Genomic DNA, 22958 nt, shown 5'->3' with positions numbered 1-22958 from the left:
GGGGTCCAGATCGTTTCTGGAAAATTCGGAGACAAGGTTGCAGAGGTGCACTATTGCCCCATAACGCCCTCTGTGCCAATCGTATGTGGACAGTCAACTCCCTTGCTCCGTCAGCCTGTTGGTTGGGTGCACCGCTGAAGTCCGCCGGGTGCGGCCCTGACGGGACCGGCGGAAGGGTGATCGCGGCCGCGTCCCGGCGGCCGGCGGCGGTCCGGAAGCCGCCGTCACCGGTCCCGTGCCCGCGCGGTGTGCCGGTGCGGACCCCGCCCCGTGCGCCGTGCGGACCCCGACCCGGAACCCGGCGCGACCGTGCATTCTGCACGGTCATCAGATGACATCGGTGACTTCTCCGCTTTCCGTGCGATGTGCGAATCTCTCCCCGTCGCCGCTGAAGGGGGATCGATGGACAACCGCTACGAGGTTTTCTGTCTCGCGGACCGCTACTTTTACGAGAGCCTCGACCGTTTGTCCGCCGGCCCGGACTCCCCGGCGGAGACGAGCGGCGTCGCGCTCTTCGACACCGCCCGCCGCGAGCCGCCGCCCGGCTGGCGCACCCTGCGCAACGGGGACTGGCTGCACATCGACCCGCCGGCCGGCGCCACCGCCTATCCCGCCCAGGGCTGGAAAGTGCATGTCTCCGCGGGGCTCGACAACGCGGACAAGGTGGCGGCGAAAGTCTGGGACTACTGCGTTCCGCGGCAGATTCCGTTCAAATTCGTGCCGGGTCCGCAATTGCTGCACCTGCGCAACTCGAAGTACGCCGGGCGGGACACCAGCGGTAAATTCGTCACCATCTACCCGGCCGACGACGTCATGCTGCGGGCGGTCCTCCAGGAGCTCGGCGAACTGCTCGACGGCGAGCCGGGCCCGTACATCCTCACCGACCTGCGCTGGCGCCAGGGACCGCTCTACGTGCGGTACGGGGCCTTCGCCAAGCGCCACTGCGTCGGCGAGCACGGCACCCTCGTGCCCGCCGTCGAGGACGGCGAAGGGCGGCTGGTGCCCGACGACCGGTCACCCGCCTTCCACCTGCCCGGCTGGGTGACCCTGCCGGCCTTCCTCGCCCCGCACCTGGCCGCCCGCAACGCCACCACCGTCGCCGACCTGCCGTACCGCATCGAGCAGGCGCTGCACTTCTCCAACGGCGGCGGTGTCTACACCGGCACCGACACCAGGACCGGCGAGAAGGTCGTACTCAAGGAGGGCCGGCCGCACGCCGGACTCGCCTCCGACGGCGCGGACGCGGTGACCCGGCTGGAGCGCGAACGGGACGCGCTGCGACGGCTGTCGGGGCTCGGCGTCGCCCCCGAGGCACGGGACTGGTTCACCGTCGGCGACCACCGCTTCCTGGTGATCGACTTCGTCGAGGGGAAACCGCTCAACTCCCTCTTCGGGTCGCGCCATCCGCTGCTGACGCCGGCGCCGGACCCGGCGGTGGTCGCCGACTACACCCGCTGGGCGCTGCGCGTGCACGCCGGGGTGGAGGCCGCGGTGGCCGCGGTGCACTCCCGGGGGGTGGTCTTCAACGACCTGCACATGTTCAACATCATGATCGGCCCGGACGGCGAGCGGGTGTCGCTGCTGGACTTCGAAGCCGCGGCGCCCGCCATCGAGCGCGGCCGCCAGTCGGTCGCCCACCCCGGCTTCGTGGCCCCCCGCGACCGTCGCGGCTACGACGTGGACCGCTACGCCCTGGCCTGTCTGCGGCTGGCCCTCTTCCTGCCCGTCACCACCCTCTTCGCCATCGACCGCGCCAAGGCCGCGCACTTCGCCGAGGTGATCGCCGCGGAGTTCCCGGTGCCGCGGTCGTTCCTGGCGGAGGCGGTCGCGGAGATCACCCGCGAGGTGCCGCCGGGCGCGGGGACGCCACCGCGGCCGGTGGAGTTGTTGGTGGGGCCGCTGGCCGAACCGACGGCAGGGCTGTCGGCGGGGCTGTCCGCCGGGCCGTCGGCGGAGCAGGAGAGCGGGCGGCGGCTCGGCGGGGTGTCGGGCGGGATCTCCCCGGCGCTCGCCGGCGCCGACGACGCCCGGCCCGCGGTGAGCGCGGAAGCGATGGTGCCCTCGCCGCGGGCGCCGCTGGTCACCACCGGCCGGGCCGCGGAGCCCGCCGCCCGGCGGAACCGGGCCCAGCACCCCGAACAGCGGCGCCACTCGGGCCACGACCCGCGCGCCGCCCGGCACCCCGACCCGTATCGCCTCGATGGCGCGGCCGACCGTTATCTGCCCGCCCGGCCCGGTGACTGGGCGGCCGCGTCAAAGGCCATGACGGCCGCGATCCTGGCCTCGGCCACCCCCGAGCGGGCGGACCGGCTCTTCCCCGGGGACATCGCCCAGTTCTCGCCCGGCGGCGGCCTCGGGATCGCCCACGGCGCGGCCGGCGTGCTCTGGGCCTTCGCCGGGACCGGGCAGCCCCGGTACGCGGAAGGTGAGCACTGGCTGCTCGAACACACCCGGACGCTGCCCGACGGCATCCCACTCGGCCTCTACGACGGGCTGGCCGGCATCGCCTACGTCCTGGACCTGCTCGGCCACTCCGAGCGCGCGCTGGAGCTGATACGCGTCCTGCTCGCCGAGAAATGGCAGCGGCTGTCCTCCGATCTGAACGGCGGGCTGGCCGGCATCGGCCTGGTCCTGGAGCACCTCGCCCGCACCACCGGCGAAACCGCCCTGCGGGAGCGGGCGTTGGAGGCGGCCGGCATCGTCGCGGGACGGCTCGCCGCCGGGTCGGAGAGCGGGGGCGCCCGCCGCCGCGCGGGGCTGATGCGCGGCTCCACCGGTCCCGCGCTGCTCTTCCTGCGGCTCTACGAACGCACCGGCGCCCCCACCCTGCTCGTCCACGCGGCCCGCGCGCTCCAACTGGACCTCGACTCCTGCGTGAAGAGCCCGGGCGGCTGCCTCGAAGTCGACGAGGGCTGGCGCACCATGCCGTACGTCGGCGACGGCAGCGCGGGCATCGGCCTGGTCCTGGACGACTATGCCGGCCTGGTCAGGGGCGCGGGCGCGGCGCCGGACCCGGCCACCGCGGAGCGCTTCGAGCAGGCCAGACTCGACATCGTGCGGGCGGCCACCCTGCGGCTCTACGCGCAGCCGGGGCTCTTCGCCGGCCGGGCCGGCATGGTCCTGCACCTCGCCAGGACCAGTACGCCCGGCGTGCCCGAGGGTGCGCTGGCCGCGCAGATCGACGCCCTCGGCTGGTACGGGATGCCTTACGGCGGCGGCCTCGCCTTTCCCGGCAACCAGATGATGCGGCTCTCCATGGACCTCGGCACCGGCACCGCCGGCTGCCTGCTCGCGCTGGGCGCCGCGCTGGGGGACACCCCGGCCGGCCTGCCCTTCCTCCCGCCGTCCCCGGTGACGGCCCCATGAACCGGTTCCGGCTGCGACCGGGACCGAGCACCACCAGCTTTTCCACTCGTGCGGTTCTGGCGAGTTCCTGTGCAAGCCCGATGAAATCGATGGAAGGAAACCCACCATGGCGCTTCTCGACCTCCAGAACCTCGAGCCCGTCGAGCACGGCAACGGCGGCGGCGGACAGCCGGCCAGCTCGCTGAGCCTGATCGGCTGCATCAGCTCGGTCAGCTTCCTGATCTGTCTCTGATCCACCCGGCCCGGGGCGGCGGATCACCGGTCCGTCCGCCCCGGGCCACCGGCGCCACCACCCGGTCTTTCCCTGCGGCCGGGCGCCGGGCGCCCCCTGAGCAGCGCTTCCGGCCCCGGCCGTCCACGCCCCGGACGCCGGGGCCGGGGGCGTGCCCGGCGCCCCCACCGCGCCCGTGTGCGAGGAGATGCCGTCCATGCCACCAGATTCCGAGCGCCCGCCATCAGCTGCCAGGGGCGAAGCCCCGGCTGCGCCGCTCGACCGGTCCGCCCCGCCTGGCCCGGCTTCCGCTGCTGGCCCGGCTGCCCCGGTTGACCGGCCTGTCCTGCCTGGTCGGGCTTCCCCGGTTGACCGGGCTGCGCGTCCGCCATCGGCTGACGGGGGCGATGCCGCGGCTTCCCCGGCTGGCCCCGCTGGCCCGGCTGCCTCGCGTGACCGGCCTTCCCCGCCTGGCCGACCTGCCTCCCCTGACCCGGCTGCCCCGCCTGGCAGGGCTGCCCAGGTTGAGCGGGCTGTCCCGTCTAGCCGGGACTCCCTGGCCGACCGGGCTGTCCTGCCTGACCGGCCTGCCTCGCCTGGCCTGGCTTCCCCGCTTGACGCGGCTGCCCTACCTGGCCGACCTGCCCCGGTTGAGCGGGCTGTCGCGTCTGGCCGGTCTGCCCCCGTTGATCGGGCCTCCCCGGCGGACCCGGTTGCCCCGGTTGAGCGGGCTTCCCTGCCTGGCCGGGCTGCCCCGGTTGACCGGGCTTCCCTGCCTGGCAAGACCGCCCCGGTTGACCCGGGTGTGCCGCCTGGCCGGGCTGAGCCGGTAGCCGGCCGTCGTCGGGGTTCCGGGGTGGAGTCGGGTGTCGTCGGGCCGGGCGCGGGTGGCCGGGTGTTGACGGGGGCCGCGCGGACCGGTGCCGGCCGGCTGGGCCTCCTCGCGCTGCTCGGGCTGGCCGGCACCGGCCTCGCGCTGTGGCTGCCCGCCGCCCTCGGACACGCGCTCGACCTGCTGCTCGGCGGCCGCCCGGCGGGCGGCTGGATCACCGTCTGCGCGGCGACCGTCGGCGCCCAAGTGGTGCTCGGCGCGGGGGCCGACATGCTCGGCGCGACCGCGGCGGCGCACCTCACCGCGGGCCTGCGCCGCCGGGCGGTACGCCATGTGCTGGCCGCCGGTCCCGCGGCGGACACCGGCCCCGGCGGCGGCGACCTGGTGACCCGGCTGGTCGGCAACGCCGCCGACGCGGGCAGCGCGCCGGTCGCCGCGGCGGCCCTGCCCGCCGCCCTCATCGGTCCGGTGGGCGGCATCGTCGCCCTCGGCCTCACCGACCCCTGGCTCGCCGCCGCCTTCCTGGTCGGCGCGCCACCGCTCGTCCTCCTCGTCCGGCGCTTCGCCCGCGCCTCCTCGGACTGCGTGACCCGCTACCAGGACGCCCAGGGCCGGATCGCCGCCCGGCTGGTGGAGGCGCTCGGCGGCGCCCGGACGATCGCCGCGGCCGGAACCGAGGAGCGGGAGAACGCCCGCGTGCTGCGTCCGCTGCCCGAACTCTCCGCCCATGGTCACCGCATGTGGCACGTCCAAGGCCGCGCCACCGCCCAGGCCGCGGTCCTCGTCCCCCTCCTCCAGATCATCGTGCTGACCGTCGGCGGCATCCGGCTCGCCCAGGGAGCCCTCTCCGTCGGCGATCTGCTGGCCGCCGCCCGCTACGCCACGCTCGCCACCGGCATCGGCCTGGTCGTCGGACAGTTGGGCGGCCTGGTACGGGGCCGGTCCGCCGCCACCCGGCTCGCCGCGGTCCTGGCCGTCCCGGTCCGTGCCCACGGCGAGGGGCGACTCCCGGCGGGCGTGCCGGACGGCACGGACACGTCCGAGACCGGCGCCCCGTTCGACCGGTCCGCGGGCGAGCGGCGGCGCGAACTCGCCCCGACGCAGGAGACGTTGCCGGTGCGCGGGGTCGTGGGCGCGGGGTCGGCGGCCGGCCGCGCACCGGCTAGGCGGCGAACTCCGGGCGGGCGCCCGCCCGGGACGCTGGAGCTGCGGGGGGTCACCGCCGTGCGAGGGGGTGAGGTGGTGCTCGACCGGCTCGATCTGCTGGTGCCCGGCGGGGCGTGTGTGGCCGTGGTCGGACGGTCGGGGGCCGGGAAGTCGGTGCTGGCGGCGCTGGCCGGGCGGCTGGTCGATCCCGAGGAGGGCACCGTGCTGCTCGACGGGCGGGCGCTGCCCGAGCTGAGCCGGGCCGAACTGCGGGCGGCGGTGGCGTACGCCTTCGAGCGGCCCGTGCTGCTGGGCGGGACGATCGGGGAGGCCATCGCGTTCGGCCCACGGGCCCTGCCGCCGGAGGCCACCGCCGAGGCCGCGCGGGCGGCCGGCGCCGACACCTTCGTCCGGCGGCTGCCGAAGGGGTACGACACGCTGCGGGCCGACGCGCCGATGTCCGGCGGCGAAGTCCAACGTCTCGGCCTGGCAAGGGCGTTCGCGCACGCGGGCCGGCTGCTGATCCTCGACGACGCGACCTCCAGCCTCGACACGGTGACCGAGTTGCGCGTCGCCGCCACCCTCGCCCGCGCCCACGCCGGCCGCACCCGCCTCCTCATCACCCACCGCGCCGCCACCGCCGCCCGTGCGGATCTGGTGGCCTGGCTGGAGGGTGGTCGGCTTCGTTCGGTGGCCCCGCATGGGGAGTTGTGGTCGGACCCGGTGTATCGGGATCTTTTCGCGTCGGGGCCCGCTCCGGTGCCGGCGGAGGTGGGTCGGCGTGGCTGAGATCCGGCCGGGGACGTATCTGCGGGCGCGCCGGGGGGCGTTGGGGGTGCTTGCCGGGTGGTCCGTGCTGGAGGCGGGGCAGACCTTTTTGCTGGGGTACGCGCTCGCGCGGGCGTTGGACGACGGGTTTCTCAAGGGGCGGCCGGGCACCGGCATGGGGTGGCTGGCGCTGGCCGCGGTGTCCGTACCGATGGGTGCCTACGGGACGTCCCGGGTGTTCAGGGCGCTGGCCGCGCTGGTGGAGCCGCTGCGCGATCTGCTGGTGCGCCGGGTGGTCAGGGGCGGGCTGCGGGCCGCCGTGGCCAGGGGGCGGGCCGGCGACTCCTCCGTGGTGTCACGGCTGACGCATCAGGTGGAGATCGCCAGGGACGCCTTCGGCGGCCTGGTCCTGGTACTGCGGTCTTTCGTCTTCACCGCGGCCGGCGCGCTGGCCGGCCTGTGCGCGCTGGCGCCCCTCACCCTGCTGATCGTGGTGCCGCCGCTGGCCGCCGGCATCGCCCTCTTCGCTCTGTCGCTGCGCCCGCTGGCCCGCCGTCAGCACGCCTATCTCGCCGCCGACGAAGCCCTCGCCGAGGAACTCGGGGCCCTCACCGGCGGGTTGCGGGACATCACCGCCTGCGGCGCGGAAGAGCCGATGGCCGCCCGCGCCGACACGCTGATCGACGCCGGCCTGCTGGCCACCCGCTCGCTGGCCCGCTGGGGCGTCGCCCGGGCCGCCGCACTGGCCGTCGGCGGCCAACTCCCTGTCGTGCTGCTGCTGGTGGGCGGCCCGTGGCTGCTCAGCACGCACCGGATCACGCCCGGCGCCCTGCTCGGCGCCCTCAGCTACCTCACCCAGTCCGTACAGCCCGCCCTCCAGAACCTCGTACACACCCTGAGCGCCGCCGGCACCCGCCTCGGCGTCGTCATGACCCGTATCACCGCCACGGACGACACGTCCCCGGAACCGTCCGCAGAACCGGCGCCGGAACCGGCCCCGGCGGAAGCGGAATCCGTCCCGGGCGACCGGCCCGGCCCGCGACCGCGCCCGGCGAGCACCCCGGCGCTCCGGCTGACCGGCCTCACCTTCGCCTACGGCCCCGCCGCGGAACCCGTCCTGCTCGGCCTCGACCTGTCGGTGGCGCCCGGTGACCACCTGGCCGTGGTCGGGCCGAGCGGTATCGGCAAGTCCACCCTGGCGGCGCTCGCCGCCGGACTGCTGCGGCCGGACCGGGGGACCGTGACCACCCCGGCGGGCCCGCCCGCCCTCGTACCGCAGGAGGCCTACGTCTTCCGGGGCACCGTGGCGGAGAACCTGCGCTATCTGTGCGGGCCGGAGCCGTCGGACGACACCGTGCTCGACGCGGTACGGGCGGTCGGCGCCGGCCGGCTCGTCGCGGCGATCGGCGGGTTGACGGCGGAGGTCGAGCCGGGCGCGCTGTCGGCGGGGGAGCGGCAACTGATCGCGCTGGCCCGTACCTACCTCGCCCCCGCCGGGCTGATCCTGCTCGACGAGGCCACCTGCCATCTGGACCCGGCCGCCGAGGCGGTGGCGGAGGCCGCCTTCGCCGCCCGCCCCGGCGGCACCCTGGTGGTGATCGCGCACCGGATCAGCTCGGCCCGCCGGGCCCGCCGGGTGCTGGTGCTCGACGGCACCCGGGCGGTGTACGGGACCCATGACGACCTGCCCGCGCGCTCCCCGCTCTACCGCGACCTGGTGGGCGGCTGGTCGGCGGCCCCGTCCCCGCCCTCGCCCTCGCCGCCGCCTCCGCCCCCGCCCCCGCCAACCCCGCACCGCTCGCCCGCCCTTGAGCGCGACCGCATCTGAGCCGGACCGCGGAGTTCGCGCCGCCCTGGACCCAGCCCTAGACCCAGCCCTCGACCCGGGAGATCCGGATCGCGTCGACCCGGTTGCGGGCACCGGTCTTGCGGGTGATCGCGGCGAGGTAGTTGCGCACCGTGCCGTTGCACAGGTGCAGGCTGCGGGCGATCTCCGTGACGGAGGCGCCCTCGGCACTAAGTGACAGCACGCTCAACTCCCGCCGGGTCAGCGGCATGTCCGCCGCCTGGAGGAACTCCGCCGCCAGCGAGTCATCGACGAACCGTTTCCCCTGGGCCGCCCGGCGGACCGCCGCGGGCAGCCGGTCCGCCGACCGCTCCTTGTTGACGAAACCCAGCGCCCCCGCCTCGTGGGCCCGGTGCAGATCCCCCGGCTTGCCGGGACCGGTCAGCACCACGAGCGACGGCGGCGCGTACCCGCCGCACCCGGCGTCCGTACCGGCCCGGCCGTGCGGCCCGCGGCCGAGCCCGTGCGGCTTGCGGTGCCGGCTGCCGGCCGGCGGGCCGCTCAGCGCGCCGACGTGACTCCGCCAGCCCGGACAGTCCGCGTCGACCACATACACCTGGGGTCTCAGCGCCCGCCCCGATGCGAAGAGGCCGGGCCACTCCGTGTCCGCGACGTCGAAGTCGGGCTCCTTGCCCAGCAGAGCCGCCAGCGCGGAACGCAGCAGGCATGTGTCATGAGCCACCAGAACGCGTATCACTTGGTTCACCTCGTGTCGTCGCCTGATCACGCCGTGCCCGTCGTCCCATGGGTACGACCGCAGGCGGGTCAACGGACCATGCGCCCCCCGTCGCGCCATCCATTCCTACCCGGGCGCTCCGCCCGGTGGGGCACCCTTTCCGCTCAACCGGAGGCAGCCAGGGGGCGTTACGAGGCTTGGGGGGCGGAAACCGGATTGCCGCACGCCGCCCGGACAGGCCTCATGCGCCGGGTACGGCCGGGGCCACCGGGACGCACGGGTCGAGCAGACCGCACACCGTACGGATGTCCGCCGTGACCTGCGCCACCGTGGTCCGCCCCGACAGCCAGCCGACCAGGGCCGCGTGCCAGGTGTACTCGATGACCCGGACCGCCGAGAGCAGCGCGCCGCCGGGTTCCGCGTCCTGGCCCGCCGCGCCCGGGCCGATCGCGTCCACGATGATCGTGCTGGTCAGCCGGGAGACCGTGGCGACCTGCACGCTCACCGACCGGTCGGCGAAGATCAGCGCCCGGACCATGGCGTCGGCCAGCTGCGGTTCGCGCTGGAGCGCGCGAAAGGCACGGAGCAGGGTCTCGGCGGCCCGGTCGGCGGGTGCGGCGGCGGCCGGCGGCCGCGCGCGCAGCGCCCGGCGCAGCAGCCGGAGCTGGTCCTCCATCGTGGCGACCAGCAGATGGACCTTGGAGGGGAAGTAGCGGTAGAGGGTGCCGAGGGCCACCCCCGAGATCTCCGCGACCTCCCGCATCTGCACCGCGTCGAAGCCGCCCCGGCAGGCGAGCCGGGTGCTGGCGTCCAGGATGTGGCGGCGCCGGGCCTCCTGACGCTCTGTCAGCGGGAGCGGCGCCGGCCTGGCGGCGGTGGCGGGGCCGGCGCCGCCGACCGGCTGTGCTGTCCGTGGTGCCATGCGTGCCGCCTCACCGCTGTGCCGCTCGTCCGGGGGTGTGCATGATGGCAGGCGGGGCCGGGGCGGGGCGCGGGTGGCGCCGGGATCGCCTGGGGATCATCTTTCGAGGCCCCGCGGTAACGGTCCTGCTGTAACGGCCCCGCGGCAATCGCCCCGCGGCAACGGGGCCTCGGCGACCGGGCCGTGCTGACCGGCCCGGTCCGAGCCGGACCTGAACCGGCCGGTCCCGGCCGGGCCGTCCGGCGCCCGGTGCGCCTTCTGTACCATCAAGTCTGAAACTTGTTCTAGATTAGCGCGGCCGGTTCCGCTCCGGCCCGAACGCAGCGAGAAGGGGGTCTGTGTGACCTCACCAGGGGCCGCCACGACCTCCGTACCGTCTCCGGGCGCCCCGTTGCGGATAGCCCTGCTCAGCTACAAGGGCAACCCCTTCTGCGGCGGCCAGGGCGTCTACGTACGGCATCTGGCCAGGGAACTGGCCGCGCTCGGCCACCACGTCGAGGTGATCGGCGCCCAGCCCTACCCCGTACTCGACGCGCTGGGCGAGGGCGTGACCCTCACCGAACTGCCCAGCCTCGACCTCTACCGCCAGCCCGACCCGTTCAGGACACCGGGCCGCGGCGAGTACCGGGACTGGATCGACGCGCTGGAGGTCGCCACCATGTGGACCGGCGGCTTTCCGGAGCCGCTCACCTTCAGCCTGCGCGCCCGCCGCCATCTCGCCGCCAGGCGCGCCGACTTCGACGTGGTGCACGACAACCAGACGCTCGGCTACGGCCTGTTGGGCCTCGGCCTGCCACTGGTCACCACCGTCCACCACCCCATCACGGTCGACCGCAGGCTCGAACTGGCCGCCGCCCCTACGTGGAAGCGGCGGCTGTCGGTACGGCGCTGGTACGGCTTCACGCGGATGCAGAAGCGGGTCGCGCGGCGGCTGCCGTCCGTGCTGACCGTCTCCGGCTCCTCCAGGGACGAGATCGCCGAGGACCTCGCGGTGCGGCCCGACCGTATCCACACCGTGCCCATCGGCGCCGACATCCGGCTCTTCTCGCCCGACCCGGCGGTGGCCGAGGTGCCCGGCCGGATCGTCACCACCTCCAGCGCCGATGTCCCCCTCAAGGGCCTGGTCTTCCTCGTCGAGGCGCTGGCGAAGCTGCGCACGGGCCGCCCCGACGCGCACCTGGTGGTCGTCGGCACCCGCCCCGGGAAGGGCCCGGTCGCCGAGGCCGTCGAGCGGTACGGGCTCGGCGGGGCCGTCGAGTTCGTCAAGGGGATCAGCGACGCGGAACTGGTCGACCTGATCCGCAGCGCCCAAGTGGCCTGCGTGCCCTCGCTCTACGAGGGCTTCTCGCTCCCGGCGGCCGAGGCGATGGCCACCGGCACACCGCTGGTCGCCACCACCGGCGGCGCCATTCCCGAGGTCGCGGGGGCCGACGGCGAGACCTGTCTGGCGGTGCCGCCGGGCGACGCCGACGCCCTGGCCGCCGCGCTCGACCGGCTGCTCGGCGACCCGGAGCTGCGCCACCGCCTCGGCACGGCGGGCCGGGCCCGGGTGCTGGCCCGCTTCACCTGGACCCGCGCCGCCCAGTCCACGGCCGAGCTCTACCGGCAGGCGATCGCGGCACAGTCGCGCACTCGGCCGGCGGCGGGCCGTGCCACGGACCGTCTCGCGGCGAAACCCGCTGGGCGGCTCGCGACGGAGGCGGCCGGGCCGAGCGCAGGGCCGGTCGCGGCCGAAGCCGCCGGACCGAGCGCCGGGCCGGTGGCGGGAGTAGCCGGCCCGGTGGCCGGGGCCGCCGCAGTCCAGGGCGCCGCCGGGTTCGCCACCACCGCAGAAACGGGTACCCCCGTGGGGAGCAATCGCTGATGCTGACCGTCGATTTCACCCGCTTCCCGCTCGCCGCCGGCGACCGCGTGCTCGACCTCGGCTGCGGGGCGGGACGGCACGCGTTCGAGTGCTACCGGCGCGGGGCGCGGGTGGTCGCCCTCGACCGCGACGGCGCCGAGATCCGCGAGGTCGCCAAGTGGTTCGCGGCGATGGCCGAGGAGGGCGAGGCGCCGCGGGGGGCCTCGGCGGTGGCGATGGAGGGCGACGCGCTCCGCCTCCCCTTTCCCGACGCCAGTTTCGACGTGGTGATCATCTCCGAGGTGATGGAGCACATACCCGACGACAAGGGCGTGCTCGCCGAGATGGTCCGGGTGCTGCGGCCCGGCGGCCGGATCGCGGTGACCGTGCCGCGCTACGGCCCGGAGAAGGTCTGCTGGGCGCTGTCCGACGCCTATCACGAGGTGGAGGGCGGCCATATCCGCATCTACAAGGCCGATGAACTCCTCGGCAAGATGCGCGAGGCGGGCCTGAAACCCTATGGCACCCACCACGCGCACGGCCTGCACGCGCCCTACTGGTGGCTCAAGTGCGCGCTCGGCGTGGACAACGACCAGGCGCTGCCGGTGAAGCTCTACCACAAGCTGCTGGTCTGGGACATCATGCGGAAACCGCTGGCCACCCGGGTCGCCGAGCAGGCGCTCAACCCGGTGATCGGCAAGAGCTTCGTGGCTTACGCGACCAAGCCGCACCTGCCCGAGAGCGCGGTCAAGTGACCTGGTCGGGTCAGGGGCAGGGCAGCGTCGAACGGCTGGTGCTGCCCGGTGTGCTCAGCGCGGAGCAGGCCGCCGAAACCGTCGCCGCCATCGCGGCCGTTCAGCGCCCGGACGGCGCCATCCCGTGGTTCCCCGGACACCACCTGGACCCGTGGGACCACGTCGAGGCGGCGATGGCCCTGGACGCGGCCGGTGAGCACGAGCGGGCGGAGGCCGCGTACCGCTGGCTGGCCCGGCACCAGAACGGGGACGGCTCCTGGTACGCCGGGTACCAGGACGGTGACCCGGAGCGGCCCGTCGACCGCGGCCGGGAGTCCAACTTCTGCGCCTATCCGGCGGTCGGCGTCTGGCACCACTACCTGGCCACCGGCGATGACGCCTTCCTCGACCGGCTGTGGCCCCATGTCCACGCGGCCGTCGAGTTCGTGCTCGCGCTCCAGCAGCCGGGCGGACAGATCGGCTGGAAGCGGGAGTCCTCCGGGGCGGCCGTCACCGACGCGCTGCTGACCGGGAGTTCATCGGTCCATCACGCGCTGCGCTGCGCGCTGGCCATCGCCGAGCACCGTGAGGAGCCGCAGCCCGACTGGGAGTTGGCCACCGGCGCGCTCGGCCACGCCATCCGCCGGCACCCGGAGCGGTTCCTCGACAAGAGCCGGTATTCGATGGACTGGTACTACCCGGTGCTGTCCGGGGCGCTGCGCGGGCCGCGAGCCGTGGCGCGGATAGCGGAGGGCTGGGCGCGCTTCGTGGTCCCCGGTCACGGGGTGCGCTGTGTGCTGCCCAACGCGTGGGTCACCGGCGGTGAGAGCGCCGAACTCGCGCTCACCCTCTGGGCGGTGGGCGAGTCCGACCGGGCGGTGCGGATACTCGCCGACATCCAGCGGCTACGGGCCGAGGACGGCCTGTACTGGACGGGTTACGAGTTCGAGAACGAAGAGGTGTGGCCGGTCGAGCGCACCACGTGGACGGCCGGGGCCATGTTGTTGGCGATGGCCGCACTCGGGGGGGACGAGGCGACCACCGCCGTATTCGGAGGCGAACGACTGCCGGACGGCCTTGCGCCCGACTGCTGCTGAACCGGCGGGGGCCGGGTACCGGGCCGTCAGGCCCGGTTCACCCGCCCCGCGATGGCGTGTGCGATCAGCAGGTAAACCGCGGCCGGCAGGCCGTAGTTGAGAATCGTGCGCCACTTGAGGTTGTGCACGGTGAACAGGTCCTTCGACCAACCTGCCAGCCAGTTCGCCGAATGGTGAACCCAGTTCACCAAGTCGTTCGCGCGGTTGGCGTCGAAACAGAAGAAGAGGATCCACAGGATCAGGATCAGTGCAGCGATGTCTGCGGCGATGAGAATGATCACCGCGGCGGGGTTGCCGCCATACCGTCTGGCCATGACCACCGCATTGCCCCGTTCGGGTGATTGAAACCCGCGCCGTTCCCGGGAAAAAGCGCTGCCACCGGGAAAGAAAGCGGCCGGCCACCCCAGGAAAGGGGTGACCGGCCGCCGCGCCCCGCACCGGTGGTGCGGGCGTGGCGATCAGCCGCGCTGGATACCGCTGCTGTCCTGGAGCACGCCGCGCCGCCCGTCCTGCGTCTGGGCGATGAGCGAGGGACCGCGCTGGTCCACGGCCAGGTACCAGGTGCCAGGGGTCAGTTCGGCGATCTGGCCGCCCGTACCGTCCTCGGCGTACAGCGGGCGCGGCACCGGCACCGCGAACCAGAAAGCGGTGAAGTCCGCGGCCGGCGCCTGGGGCGCGCCCTGCTGCTGGGTGCCGTAGGGCGCCGCGTGCTGCTGGGCCGCGGCCTGGCCATAGGACGGCTCGGCCGACTGGGCGCCGCCCGGGTAGCCGTAGCCGGTCTGCGGCGCGGCGCCGTACGGCTGCGCGCCGCCCAGCGGGGCGCCGGTGCCGTACGAAGGCGCGGCCGGGCGCGGGGCGTTGAGCAGCGGCGCCTTGAGCGCCGGAAGCTTGTTGGAGAGCGGGGCGGCGACCGCGATGGCCAGCCCGAAGAGCAGCGTCAGCCAGTTGCCCGCACCCTTGTCGAGGATGCCGGAGCTGCGGAACAGCGTCGCCCACAGCGCCGTCCAGCCGGCGAAGAGCGACAGCGCGACGGTCCACTGCTCCAGGTTGAGGCCGAGCAGCAGCCGGCCGTTGAACTGCCCGGACCTGGTCAGCACCACCGCGACGGCCGCCGCGAGCGCGGCCAGCGTGACGGACGGCAGGATCGGGAAGAGCTCCGAGTGCCACGTGTTGATCGAGTCGGAACCGCCGCTGTAGAACGGCAGGAACGAGGCGATCAGCAGCAGCACCGCTGCTCCGATCACCGCGCCATCTCCTCGGGTCAGGGAGCGGATGTTCACGTCAGGTCCTGTTCCTTCGTCGTCAGTTGCGGTCACTTGTCTTCACACGGCTTGCGTGGAGCCGTTTTCGGGCGACCTGAGTTCGATCGGGCGGTGCCCCATCGTACGGCGGTGATCTTGACTCGGGGGATGGGTAGGCCCATTGGTGCACGATCCATACCGGAGCGCCACCGCCTTGTCATTCCCCGTCATCGACTGTCCTCGCCTGTCCTCGCCTGCCATCGACTGTCATCGCCCCTCACCGGCTCGACCCCGTCACGAACGCGGTGAGGCCGTCGGCGATGCCTCTTGCCGCCTTCTGCCGCCAGGCCGGGTCGGTCAGCGCTTTCGCGTCGTGCGCGTTGCGCATGTTCCCGCACTCGATGAACACCTTCGGGACGGTGGACATGTTGAGGCCGCCGAGGTCGTCGCGCACCATCAATCCGGTGCCGCCGCCGAGGTAGTCGGCATACGGCTCCTTCGTCGCCGCGGCGAAGTGCGAACGCAGCGTGGTGGCCAGCCGGTACGAGGGCGCCGCGATCGCCCGGGTGTCCGCGCCGCCCGACCGCATCGACTTCGGCGCGATCACATGGAAGCCGTAGTCCGCGGCGGGGGCGCCGTCGGCGTGGATCGACAGCGCCGCGTCGGCGTGCGCCGTGTTGCCGATCCGGGCCCGCTCGTCCACACACGGTCCCCACGGCCGGTTCCCGTCCTGCGTCAGTACGACCTTCGCGCCGCGCGCTTCGAGCAGCCCCCTGACCCGGTGCGAGACGTCCAGCGTGTACGACGCCTCCGGGTAGCCGGCGTCGGTCTCCGTACCGGTGGTGTCGCACTCCTTGCGGCCGTTGCCGACGTCGACCTCGCGGTTGATCGCCGCGGTGTGCTCGAAGTTGGTCGGGTTGTGCCCGGGGTCGAGCACGATCACCTTTCCGGCGAGCGGCAGGGCTCCGGCGCTCCGCCCGGCCGCGGGGGTGGGGGAGGCCGGTGGGCGCGGCGCCGAGGACGTGGTCTCCCGGGTCGGCGCGAGCGCGACGCTTCCGTCTTGTCCGCCTTGTCCGTTCCGGGCCTGTGCGGCGTGTCCGGACCCGGCCCCGCACCCGGCGAGACACGCCGCGAGGCCCAGCGCACCCACGGCTGCCCCGACACGGGGGACAGCACGACGGCCGCCCCCGCGAGAGTCGTTGCTGAACACGCCAGTGACTCTATCGGCCCGCTCCGCGGCCCCGCACCGACCCCGCACCGGCCCGCCGCGGTCAGGCCCGGGGGCAGCCCCCGCCCACAGCCCCCGGGGGTCCCGACGGCCGCCCCCGTCACGCGGGGAAGTCGCCGGGCTCCCGCCGCAGCACCCGCAGTGAACCCTCCACCGCCACTTCGGTGAACACGCCTGAGCGCAGGGCCCGTTGGTGGACGCGGTACGGGGCCTGACCGCCGTCGGCGGGGTCGGGGAAGACATCGTGGATCACCAGCAGGCCGCCCTCGGCGAGCAGCGGCGCCCAGCCCGCGTAGTCGGCGCTCGCGTGCTCGTCGGTGTGGCCGCCGTCGATGAAGACCAGGCCGAGCGGTTGCCGCCACACCTTCGCCACCAGCGGCGACCGGCCGACGATCGCGATCACCTGGTCCTCCAGACCGGCCGCGTGGAGCGTCCGGCGGAACGTCGGCAGGGTGTCCATCCGCCCGGTCGCCGGGTCGACCAGGGACGGGTCGTGGTACTCCCAGCCGGGCTGCTGCTCCTCGCTGCCCCGGTGGTGGTCCACGGTGACCGCGACGGTGCCGCCGCCCGCCGCGGCTTCGGCCAGCAGGAGGGTGGAGCGTCCGCAGTAGGTACCCACCTCCAGGAGCGGCAGCCCCAGCGAGGCCGCCTCCTTCGCGGCGGCGTGGAGCGCGAGGCCCTCGGCCAGCGGCATGAAACCCTTGGCGGCTTCGAATGCCGCGAGCACATCGGTCATGCGGCTCAGCCTAGTTCGGCGGGTCGCCGGGCCGCCGCGCCGGTGGGCCGCCGGGCGGCGGCGGCCTCCCAGGACCGGCCCTGCCCGCGGGGCGCCGCGTTTGTCTGCGGGTGGTTGCGTGGCTGGGCGCGCAGTTCCCCGCTCCCCTTTGGGTCACAGCGCTGCCCCCTGCGGCGTTGCCTTGCCGTCGCAGGCCCGGCCGTGTCCGCGGGGAGGCGTTGTTGTCTGCGGGTGGGTGTGTGGCGGGGCCCGCAGTTCCCCGCGCCCCTTGGGTTCTGGCGCTCTGCCGCTCGGCGTCGACTTACCCTCGCGGGCCCGGTTCCGCCTGGCGGGCGCCGCGCGCCTAGCCACCGCGGAACCGGCAGGTTCGGTCCCAGGACGGCGAGGCAACGCTGCGGGGTGCAGCGCTGGAACCTCAGGGGCGCGGGGAACTGCGCGCGCAACCACGGCCCCACCCGCAGACAAGCGCGTCGCGCCAGACAGAAAACCGGGCCCGCGAGGGCAACGCTACGTTCAACGTCGCAGCGCCAGTACCCAGAGGGGTCACCCCGACAACCGCGGCGCCCCGCCAGGGAGAACCCCCGGAGGGACTCCTAGGGTTGGGGGATGAGCGGAAGCGTCGAAGGTCCGGGTGGGCGGGGAATCCGCCTACTGCTCGCCGAGGACCAGGGAATGATGCGCGGCGCCCTCGCCCTCCTGCTCGGTCTGGAGGACGACATCCAGGTCGTCGCCCAGGTCGCGGCAGGCGACCGCATCGTGCCGGAAGCCCTCGCCACCCGGCCGGACATCGCGCTGCTCGACATCGAACTGCCCGGCCGCAGCGGCCTGGACGCCGCCGCCGAGCTGCGCGACCTGCTGCCGTCCTGCAAAGTACTGATCCTGACCACCTTCGGCCGGCCCGGCTATCTGCGGCGCGCGATGGAGGCGGGGGCGGCCGGGTTCCTGGTGAAGGACGGACCAGTGGAGGAGCTGGCGGACAGCGTCCGCCGGGTGCTGCGCGGCGAGCGGGTGATCGATCCGGCGCTGGCCGCCGCCGCGCTGAGCGCGGGACCCAATCCGCTGACCCCGAGGGAACGGGACGTGCTCAACGCGGCGGCCGACGGCGCGACCGTCGCCGACATCGCCACCCGGGTGTTCCTGTCGGAGTCGACGGTCCGCAACTACCTCTCCGCGGCGATCGGCAAGACCGGAACCCGCAACCGCATAGAAGCGGTACGCGCGGCCCGGCAAAACGGCTGGCTCTAGCGCCAGAACCCCAGGGGCGCGGGGAACTGCGCGCCCAGCCACACACTCACCCGCAGACAACAACGCCGCCCTGCGGACACGGCCGGGCCCGCGAGGGTAAGTCGATGCCGAGCGGCATAGCACCGGACCTCAAGGGGCGCGGGGAACTGCGCGCTCAGCCACGCATCCACCCGCAGACAACAACGCCGCCCCGCAGACAGGGCCGGCCCCGCCCAGGGGCAAGGCAACGCCGAGGGGCGCAGCGTCGGTGGGCCCGAGCGGCCAGCGGCTACGCTGCGGAAGTGACCCTGATCGGACGCCGTGGCGAGCTCGCCGCGGTCGCGGCGCTCCTGGAGCGGGCGGCAGCCGGGACCGGGGGCCACCTCGTCCTCACCGGCCCACCCGGGGTCGGCAAGACCGCCCTCGTCGAGGCCGCCGCGCGGCTAGCCCGCGAGCGGGGGATGCCCGTCCTCCGCACGACCGGGGCGCGCCTCGCCCCTCCCGACCAGCTCCTGGACACGCTGACGAGCCACCCCGGCCCCCACCTCCTCCTCGCCGACGACATCGACCGGCCCGACCGGCCCGACCGCCCCGACCGGCCCAGCCAGGCCCTTCTCGACCTCCTCGCCCCACTCGCCGCCCACCTCGCCCCCACCGCCACCGCGCTGCTCGCGACCGCCGAGGACCCCGTCGGGCTGACACCGGAGCTGCGGCTGCGCGGGCTGACCGAGCCCGAAATCGCCACCCTCGCCGAGGGGCTGCCCGCCGAGGCCGCGCACGCGATCTGGCTGCTCTCGGCCGGCCTGCCCGGCCCCGCCCTCGGCCTCGTCCGCGAACTGGCCGCACTCGACGCCCCCGCCGACGCCCCCATCGACGCCGTCGTACACCTGGCGCTGACGACGCCGTCCCGCGCCGCATTCCTCGACCTGGACGCCGGCCTGATCCGGCTGCTGGAAGAGGCCGCCCCGCGCTCGCCGGAACCCGCCACCCGCGCCCGCCTGCTGGCCAGGCTCGCCCGCGAACTGCTGGGCGACCCCTCGGCGGGAAGCCGCAGGCGCGAGCTGATCGACGAGGCGCTGTCGCTGGCCCGGACCGCGGGCAGCCCCGGCACGGTCGCCGAGGTCCTCGACTCCCGGCTGCACGCGCTGTGGGACCCGGCCGCCGCGCACGAGCGGCTCGCCACCGCCTCGGAGATCGTGACGCTGGCCCGCCGGGCCGGCGACGCGCCGGCCGAGCGGCGCGGCCTCTTCTGGCGCTTCACCGCCCTCGCCGAGCTGGGCGACCTGGGCGCCGCCGAGGCCGCCCTCACCGCCTACGCCAGGGCCGGCGAACTGGCCGGGGACGCCGAGGCGGCCGTCGTGGTGCTGGCGCGGCAGTCGATGCTCGCCGCCGTCCGCGGCCGGTTCGAACCGGCCGAACAACTGGCGGCCGAGGTGGCCGTACGGGGCCGCCGGGCCGGCCTCGCCGACACCGACCGGCTCGTCGGGACGCTGCGCGGCGGCCGGGCCGCGATCCGGGGCGACTTCGCCGCCCTGGTGGAGCCGTGGCAGGCACTGGCCCGCCGCCTCCCCGGCCACTTCTTCGAGGCGACCGCCGCCCGGATGCTGGTGGAGTGCGGGCGCGACACCGAGGCCGGTCTCGACCTCGAACGCCTGCTGCCCGCCGTCCTCGCCGGATCAGGGCCGCGCTGGCTGGGCGTGCTCGCCGATCTGGCGGTCGTCGCGTCCCGGGTCGGGGACGAGGCGAGCGCGCGGGCGTTGTACGAGGCGCTGCACCCGTACCGCGGCCGGCTGGTCGTCTGGGGCGGCGCCAACACGATCACCGGGCCGGTCGACGACTACCTCGGCCGGCTGGCCACCCGGCTCGGCCGGCTCGACACCGCGGTGACCCACTTCGACGCCGCGGAAGCGTTGGAGCGGCGGAACGGCGCCCTGCCCTGGCTCGCGCACACCCTGGTCGCCCGGGCCAGGGCGCTGACCGCCCGTGACGCCGCCGCGGACCGCGCGCGGGCCGACGCCGACCTCGCCCAGGCCCGGTCGATCGCCGAGCGCCTGGCGATGGACGGGCTGCTCGCCGCACTCGTCCCGCCGGCCGACGAGTGGCGGCTGAGCCGCGACGGCGACGACTGGCGGCTCGACGCGGGCGAGGAGACGGTGCGCCTGCGCGACGGCCGGGGTATGGACTATCTGCGCGCGCTGCTGGCCGCGCCCGGACAGGAGATCGCCGCGCTGGACCTCGTCGCGGGCGGTGCGGGCCTGCGGGCCGCAGGCGCGGACCCGCTGCTCGACGCGGCCGCGAGGACCGCCTACCGCCGCCGCCTCGACCAGCTCGGCGAACGGCTCGACGCGGCCGACCGGGCCGGCGACGTCGAGGCCGCCGCGGCCGGCCAGGCCGAACGCACCGCGCTGCTGGCCGAGTTGCGGCGGGCCACCGGTCTCGGCGGCCGGCCCCGTACCCCGAGCGGTGAAGCCGAACGGGCCCGCGTCAACGCCACCCGGACGCTGTGGACGACCGTCCGGCGGATCGAAGCGGCGGCGCCGCTGGCCGGCGCCCACCTGCGGGCCTCCCTGCGCACCGGCCGCTTCTTCCGCTACCAGCCCGCGCCCGGCGGTCCGGCCCGCTGGCGGGTGTGACCGGCGTCACGTACAGCCTGTGCACCCCCGATGCACGCCTTCTGGGCAGCGCTTGGACCACGCACCAGAGACGGGAACCGGATATGAGCCTCACCCATCGCACCGAGTTCTACGGCGGCCTCGCCGCCGACAGCCGCGGCGCCGCCGACCACCGGGCGCCCCTGGTCCTCCTGCACGGCCTCTCCTACGACCGGCGCCAGTGGGGTCCGCTGCTGGCCGAGCTGGCGACCGCCGACCCGGACCGGCGGCTGCTCGCCTTCGACCTGCCGGGACACGGCGACTCACCCCGGCGCGACTCCTATCGCAGCGAGCGGATCATCGACGCCCTCCACGAGGCGGTCACCGACGCCGGGCTCGACGCTCCGGTCCTGGTCGGGCACTCGCTCGGCGGCGCGCTGGCGACGGGATACGCCGCCCGGCATCCGGCCCGGGGCGTCGTCAACGTCGACCAGCCGCTGCTGATCGGCGCCTTCGGGGAGGTGCTGCGCCGGGCGGAACCGGTGCTGCGGGGCCCGGCGTACGGCGAGGTGTGGGCGTCGATGCTCGCCCGGATGCGGATCGAGCTGCTGTCGCCGGCCGCCAGGAAACTGGTCGAGACGGCGACCACGCCCCGGCAGGACCTCCTCCTCGGCTACTGGCAGGAGATCATCGACACGCCCGCCGAGGAGTTCACCGCCCGCCGGCTGCGCGACCTGGCCGCCATCCGGTCGAGCGGCATCCCGTACCGGTACGTGAGCGGCGGCGAGGTGAACCCGGACTACCGGCAGTGGCTGGAGTCCGCCCTGCCTGAGGTCACCGTCACCGTCCTCCCGGCCGGCGGCCACTTCCCCCACCTGGCCCAGCCCGCCGAACTGGCCGAGCTGCTGGCCGCTTGAGGGGCTGCCGCCCCCGCGGGCCGGCTGTGCCGCGTCACGCCGGGGTGTCCTCCTCGACGGGCACTACCGCCGTGACCCGGAAGCCACCCCCTTGGGCGGCGCCCGAGGTCAGGGAGCCGCCCGCCGCGGCGAGGCGTTCGGTCAGCCCCCGCAGTCCGCTGCCGCTGCCGGTGCCCGTGCCGCTGACCGGCTCCCGGCCCGAGGCGGGGGAGCGGCCCGGGTCGGCCGGGTCGGCGGCGGGTCGCGGGCCGCGGCCGTTGTCGGTGACGGTCAGCCGGGCCCGTCCCCCGGCCGTACCGAGTTCGATCCGGGTCCGCGTCGCCCCGCTGTGCCGTACGACATTGGTGACGCTCTCCCGCACCACCCAGCCGAGCAGCGCCTCGGCCTGCGGGGGGAGCGGCGGGCCCGACTCCTGGAACTCCACCTCGATGCCGGAGGCGGTCAACGCGGAGCGCGCGCGGTCCAGTTCGCCGGCGAGGCTGCCCTCGCGGTAACCGGTGACCGCCTCGCGGATCTCGGTGAGGGCTTGCCGGCCGACCGACTCGATGTCGGCGATCTCCACCAGCGCGGCGTCGAGATCGCGGGGCGCGAGCCGGCGGGCGGCCTCGGACTTCACCACGACCACCGAGAGGGTGTGGCCGAGCAGATCGTGCAGGTCCCGGGCGAACCGCATCCGCTCCTCCGCGACCGCCGACCTGGCGAGCCGCTGCCGGGTCGCCTTGAGCTGGTCCACCGCGTGGAAGAGGGTGATGATCACCGACACGACGAGCCCGGAGAGAAAAATGCCGTACGCCAGGCCGATGGTGTTCCAGAAACCGGTGTGGTGCAGGCCCGCGACGGTCCCGGCCGTCGCGCTCAACGCGGTCAGCGCGAGACCGAGATGCCGCCGGCTCCTGGCCACGCTGCCCACGCACAGCGACACCAGCACCGACAGCAGGACGAAGTTGCCGCCGTAGCCGATGGCGAGGGCGAGCTGGACGCAGGCGAGGCCGCCGAGCAGCCGCGCCGGAAGCGGCCCCGACCGGGTGGTCCTGGCGAACGCGGTCCGCACGGTGGCCACGTACAGCACGCAGAAGACGGCCAGACCGGCGCAGGCCAGCCAGGGCAGCCCGACCTTCCCGTTGACGATGTCGGCCGCCGGGCCGATGACCATCAGCAGCCAGCCGATCAGCGCGTTGCCGTCCGGGCCCTTGAGCCGCTCGATCTCCTCGTCGAAGGGCCGGGACCCGTTCGGCCGCCACGTCCGCCGGCCGGTAGCGGCGCCTACGCCCGGCGAGGCCCCGCTCCCGGCCGCCGACGCCCCCGCCGCACCGTCCCGCACCGCGTCCTCGGCGTCCTCGGCGTCCCCGATCAGCGCCATCACGACCCCCGTCTCTCGTCCGGCCCGGGTCCGTACCCGGGTCATGCTCCTGACGGTACGGAGCGGGCGCCCGCCCGGGCAGAGGTGAATGTCCACGGGCGGCCAGGACAAATGTCATGGGCGCGCCGGCGGACCGGACGCGATCACGGGCCCGACCGGGGTTCAGCCCGCCGCCGGTCCGGCGAGCCGGGCGAGCGCCGCCGCGTGGGCCCGGTCGGGC

Annotated in this window: 17 protein-coding genes; 10 read left to right on the top strand and 7 right to left on the bottom strand. The window is 74.8% G+C overall.

Annotation, left to right across the window (positions count from 1 at the left end):
* The first annotated feature begins 402 nt into the window (after positions 1-402).
* The 4 genes from lanKC (at position 403) to OG519_RS08970 (ending at position 8151) form a co-directional block, all read left to right on the top strand.
* Positions 403-3366, top strand: a complete 2964-nt coding sequence (gene lanKC / locus OG519_RS08985; RefSeq protein WP_405580963.1) for a class III lanthionine synthetase LanKC — start codon at positions 403-405, stop codon at positions 3364-3366.
* A 106-nt stretch (positions 3367-3472) separates the two neighbouring features.
* On the top strand, positions 3473-3598 hold the full coding sequence (locus OG519_RS08980) for a SapB/AmfS family lanthipeptide (protein ID WP_405580960.1): 126 nt from the start codon (positions 3473-3475) through the stop codon (positions 3596-3598).
* An 874-nt stretch (positions 3599-4472) separates the two neighbouring features.
* Positions 4473-6344, top strand: coding sequence for an ATP-binding cassette domain-containing protein (locus OG519_RS08975; RefSeq protein ID WP_405580957.1), 1872 nt, complete (start codon positions 4473-4475; stop codon positions 6342-6344).
* Complete coding sequence (locus OG519_RS08970; protein ID WP_405580954.1) at positions 6337-8151, top strand: ATP-binding cassette domain-containing protein; 1815 nt, start codon at positions 6337-6339, stop codon at positions 8149-8151. The genes OG519_RS08975 and OG519_RS08970 overlap by 8 nt, the downstream gene beginning before the upstream one ends.
* A gap of 37 nt (positions 8152-8188) precedes the next feature.
* Here the strand turns inward: OG519_RS08970 and OG519_RS08965 are convergent, their stop codons facing one another.
* Together OG519_RS08965 and OG519_RS08960 are read right to left on the bottom strand one after the other, a co-directional pair.
* Positions 8189-8851, bottom strand: a complete 663-nt coding sequence (locus OG519_RS08965; RefSeq protein WP_405580951.1) for a LuxR C-terminal-related transcriptional regulator — start codon at positions 8849-8851, stop codon at positions 8189-8191.
* A 235-nt stretch (positions 8852-9086) separates the two neighbouring features.
* On the bottom strand, positions 9087-9767 hold the full coding sequence (locus tag OG519_RS08960) for a TetR family transcriptional regulator (protein ID WP_405580948.1): 681 nt from the start codon (positions 9765-9767) through the stop codon (positions 9087-9089).
* 340 nt (positions 9768-10107) lie between these two features.
* On the opposite strand from OG519_RS08960, the gene OG519_RS08955 reads away from it, so the two are divergent.
* The 3 genes from OG519_RS08955 to OG519_RS08945 are packed head-to-tail and all read left to right on the top strand — an operon-like array spanning position 10108 to position 13441.
* Positions 10108-11631: a glycosyltransferase family 4 protein gene (locus tag OG519_RS08955; RefSeq protein WP_405580945.1), complete on the top strand. Its 1524-nt coding sequence runs from the start codon at positions 10108-10110 to the stop codon at positions 11629-11631.
* A complete protein-coding gene (locus tag OG519_RS08950) occupies positions 11631-12365 on the top strand; it encodes a class I SAM-dependent methyltransferase (RefSeq protein WP_405580944.1) in 735 nt (244 codons plus the stop codon). The genes OG519_RS08955 and OG519_RS08950 overlap by 1 nt, the downstream gene beginning before the upstream one ends.
* Positions 12362-13441, top strand: a complete 1080-nt coding sequence (locus tag OG519_RS08945) for a prenyltransferase (protein ID WP_405580942.1) — start codon at positions 12362-12364, stop codon at positions 13439-13441. The genes OG519_RS08950 and OG519_RS08945 overlap by 4 nt, the downstream gene beginning before the upstream one ends.
* A 26-nt stretch (positions 13442-13467) precedes the next feature.
* Here OG519_RS08945 and OG519_RS08940 read toward each other — a convergent pair whose 3' ends face one another.
* The 4 genes from OG519_RS08940 to OG519_RS08925 all read right to left on the bottom strand — a co-directional run bounded on the left by OG519_RS08940 (position 13468) and on the right by OG519_RS08925 (position 16646).
* A complete protein-coding gene (locus OG519_RS08940; RefSeq protein WP_405580940.1) occupies positions 13468-13755 on the bottom strand; it encodes a hypothetical protein in 288 nt (95 codons plus the stop codon).
* A gap of 144 nt (positions 13756-13899) precedes the next feature.
* Complete coding sequence (locus tag OG519_RS08935) at positions 13900-14685, bottom strand: hypothetical protein (protein WP_405580938.1); 786 nt, start codon at positions 14683-14685, stop codon at positions 13900-13902.
* Between the two features lie 274 nt (positions 14686-14959).
* Complete coding sequence (locus OG519_RS08930; protein ID WP_405580936.1) at positions 14960-15892, bottom strand: N-acetylmuramoyl-L-alanine amidase; 933 nt, start codon at positions 15890-15892, stop codon at positions 14960-14962.
* Positions 15893-16010: 118 nt separating this feature from the next.
* Complete coding sequence (locus tag OG519_RS08925; RefSeq protein WP_405580934.1) at positions 16011-16646, bottom strand: class I SAM-dependent methyltransferase; 636 nt, start codon at positions 16644-16646, stop codon at positions 16011-16013.
* Positions 16647-17252: 606 nt separating this feature from the next.
* On the opposite strand from OG519_RS08925, the gene OG519_RS08920 reads away from it, so the two are divergent.
* The 3 genes from OG519_RS08920 to OG519_RS08910 all read left to right on the top strand — a co-directional run bounded on the left by OG519_RS08920 (position 17253) and on the right by OG519_RS08910 (position 21378).
* The gene (locus OG519_RS08920) at positions 17253-17891 is read left to right on the top strand and encodes a response regulator (protein WP_405580932.1); all 639 of its coding nucleotides are present in this window, start codon (positions 17253-17255) and stop codon (positions 17889-17891) included.
* Between the two features lie 281 nt (positions 17892-18172).
* Positions 18173-20503: an AAA family ATPase gene (locus tag OG519_RS08915; protein ID WP_405580930.1), complete on the top strand. Its 2331-nt coding sequence runs from the start codon at positions 18173-18175 to the stop codon at positions 20501-20503.
* Between the two features lie 83 nt (positions 20504-20586).
* A complete protein-coding gene (locus OG519_RS08910; protein ID WP_405580928.1) occupies positions 20587-21378 on the top strand; it encodes an alpha/beta fold hydrolase in 792 nt (263 codons plus the stop codon).
* Positions 21379-21412: 34 nt separating this feature from the next.
* On the opposite strand, the gene OG519_RS08905 is transcribed toward OG519_RS08910, so the two are convergent.
* Complete coding sequence (locus OG519_RS08905) at positions 21413-22783, bottom strand: sensor histidine kinase (RefSeq protein ID WP_405580925.1); 1371 nt, start codon at positions 22781-22783, stop codon at positions 21413-21415.
* Positions 22784-22958: the final 175 nt, after the last annotated feature.

Source organism: Streptomyces sp. NBC_01190 (assembly GCF_045039895.1).
In the GTDB taxonomy this organism is placed as follows: domain Bacteria; phylum Actinomycetota; class Actinomycetes; order Streptomycetales; family Streptomycetaceae; genus Actinacidiphila.
Note: the sequence above shows the minus strand (reverse complement) of the source record. Positions and strands in the feature narration are given on the sequence as shown.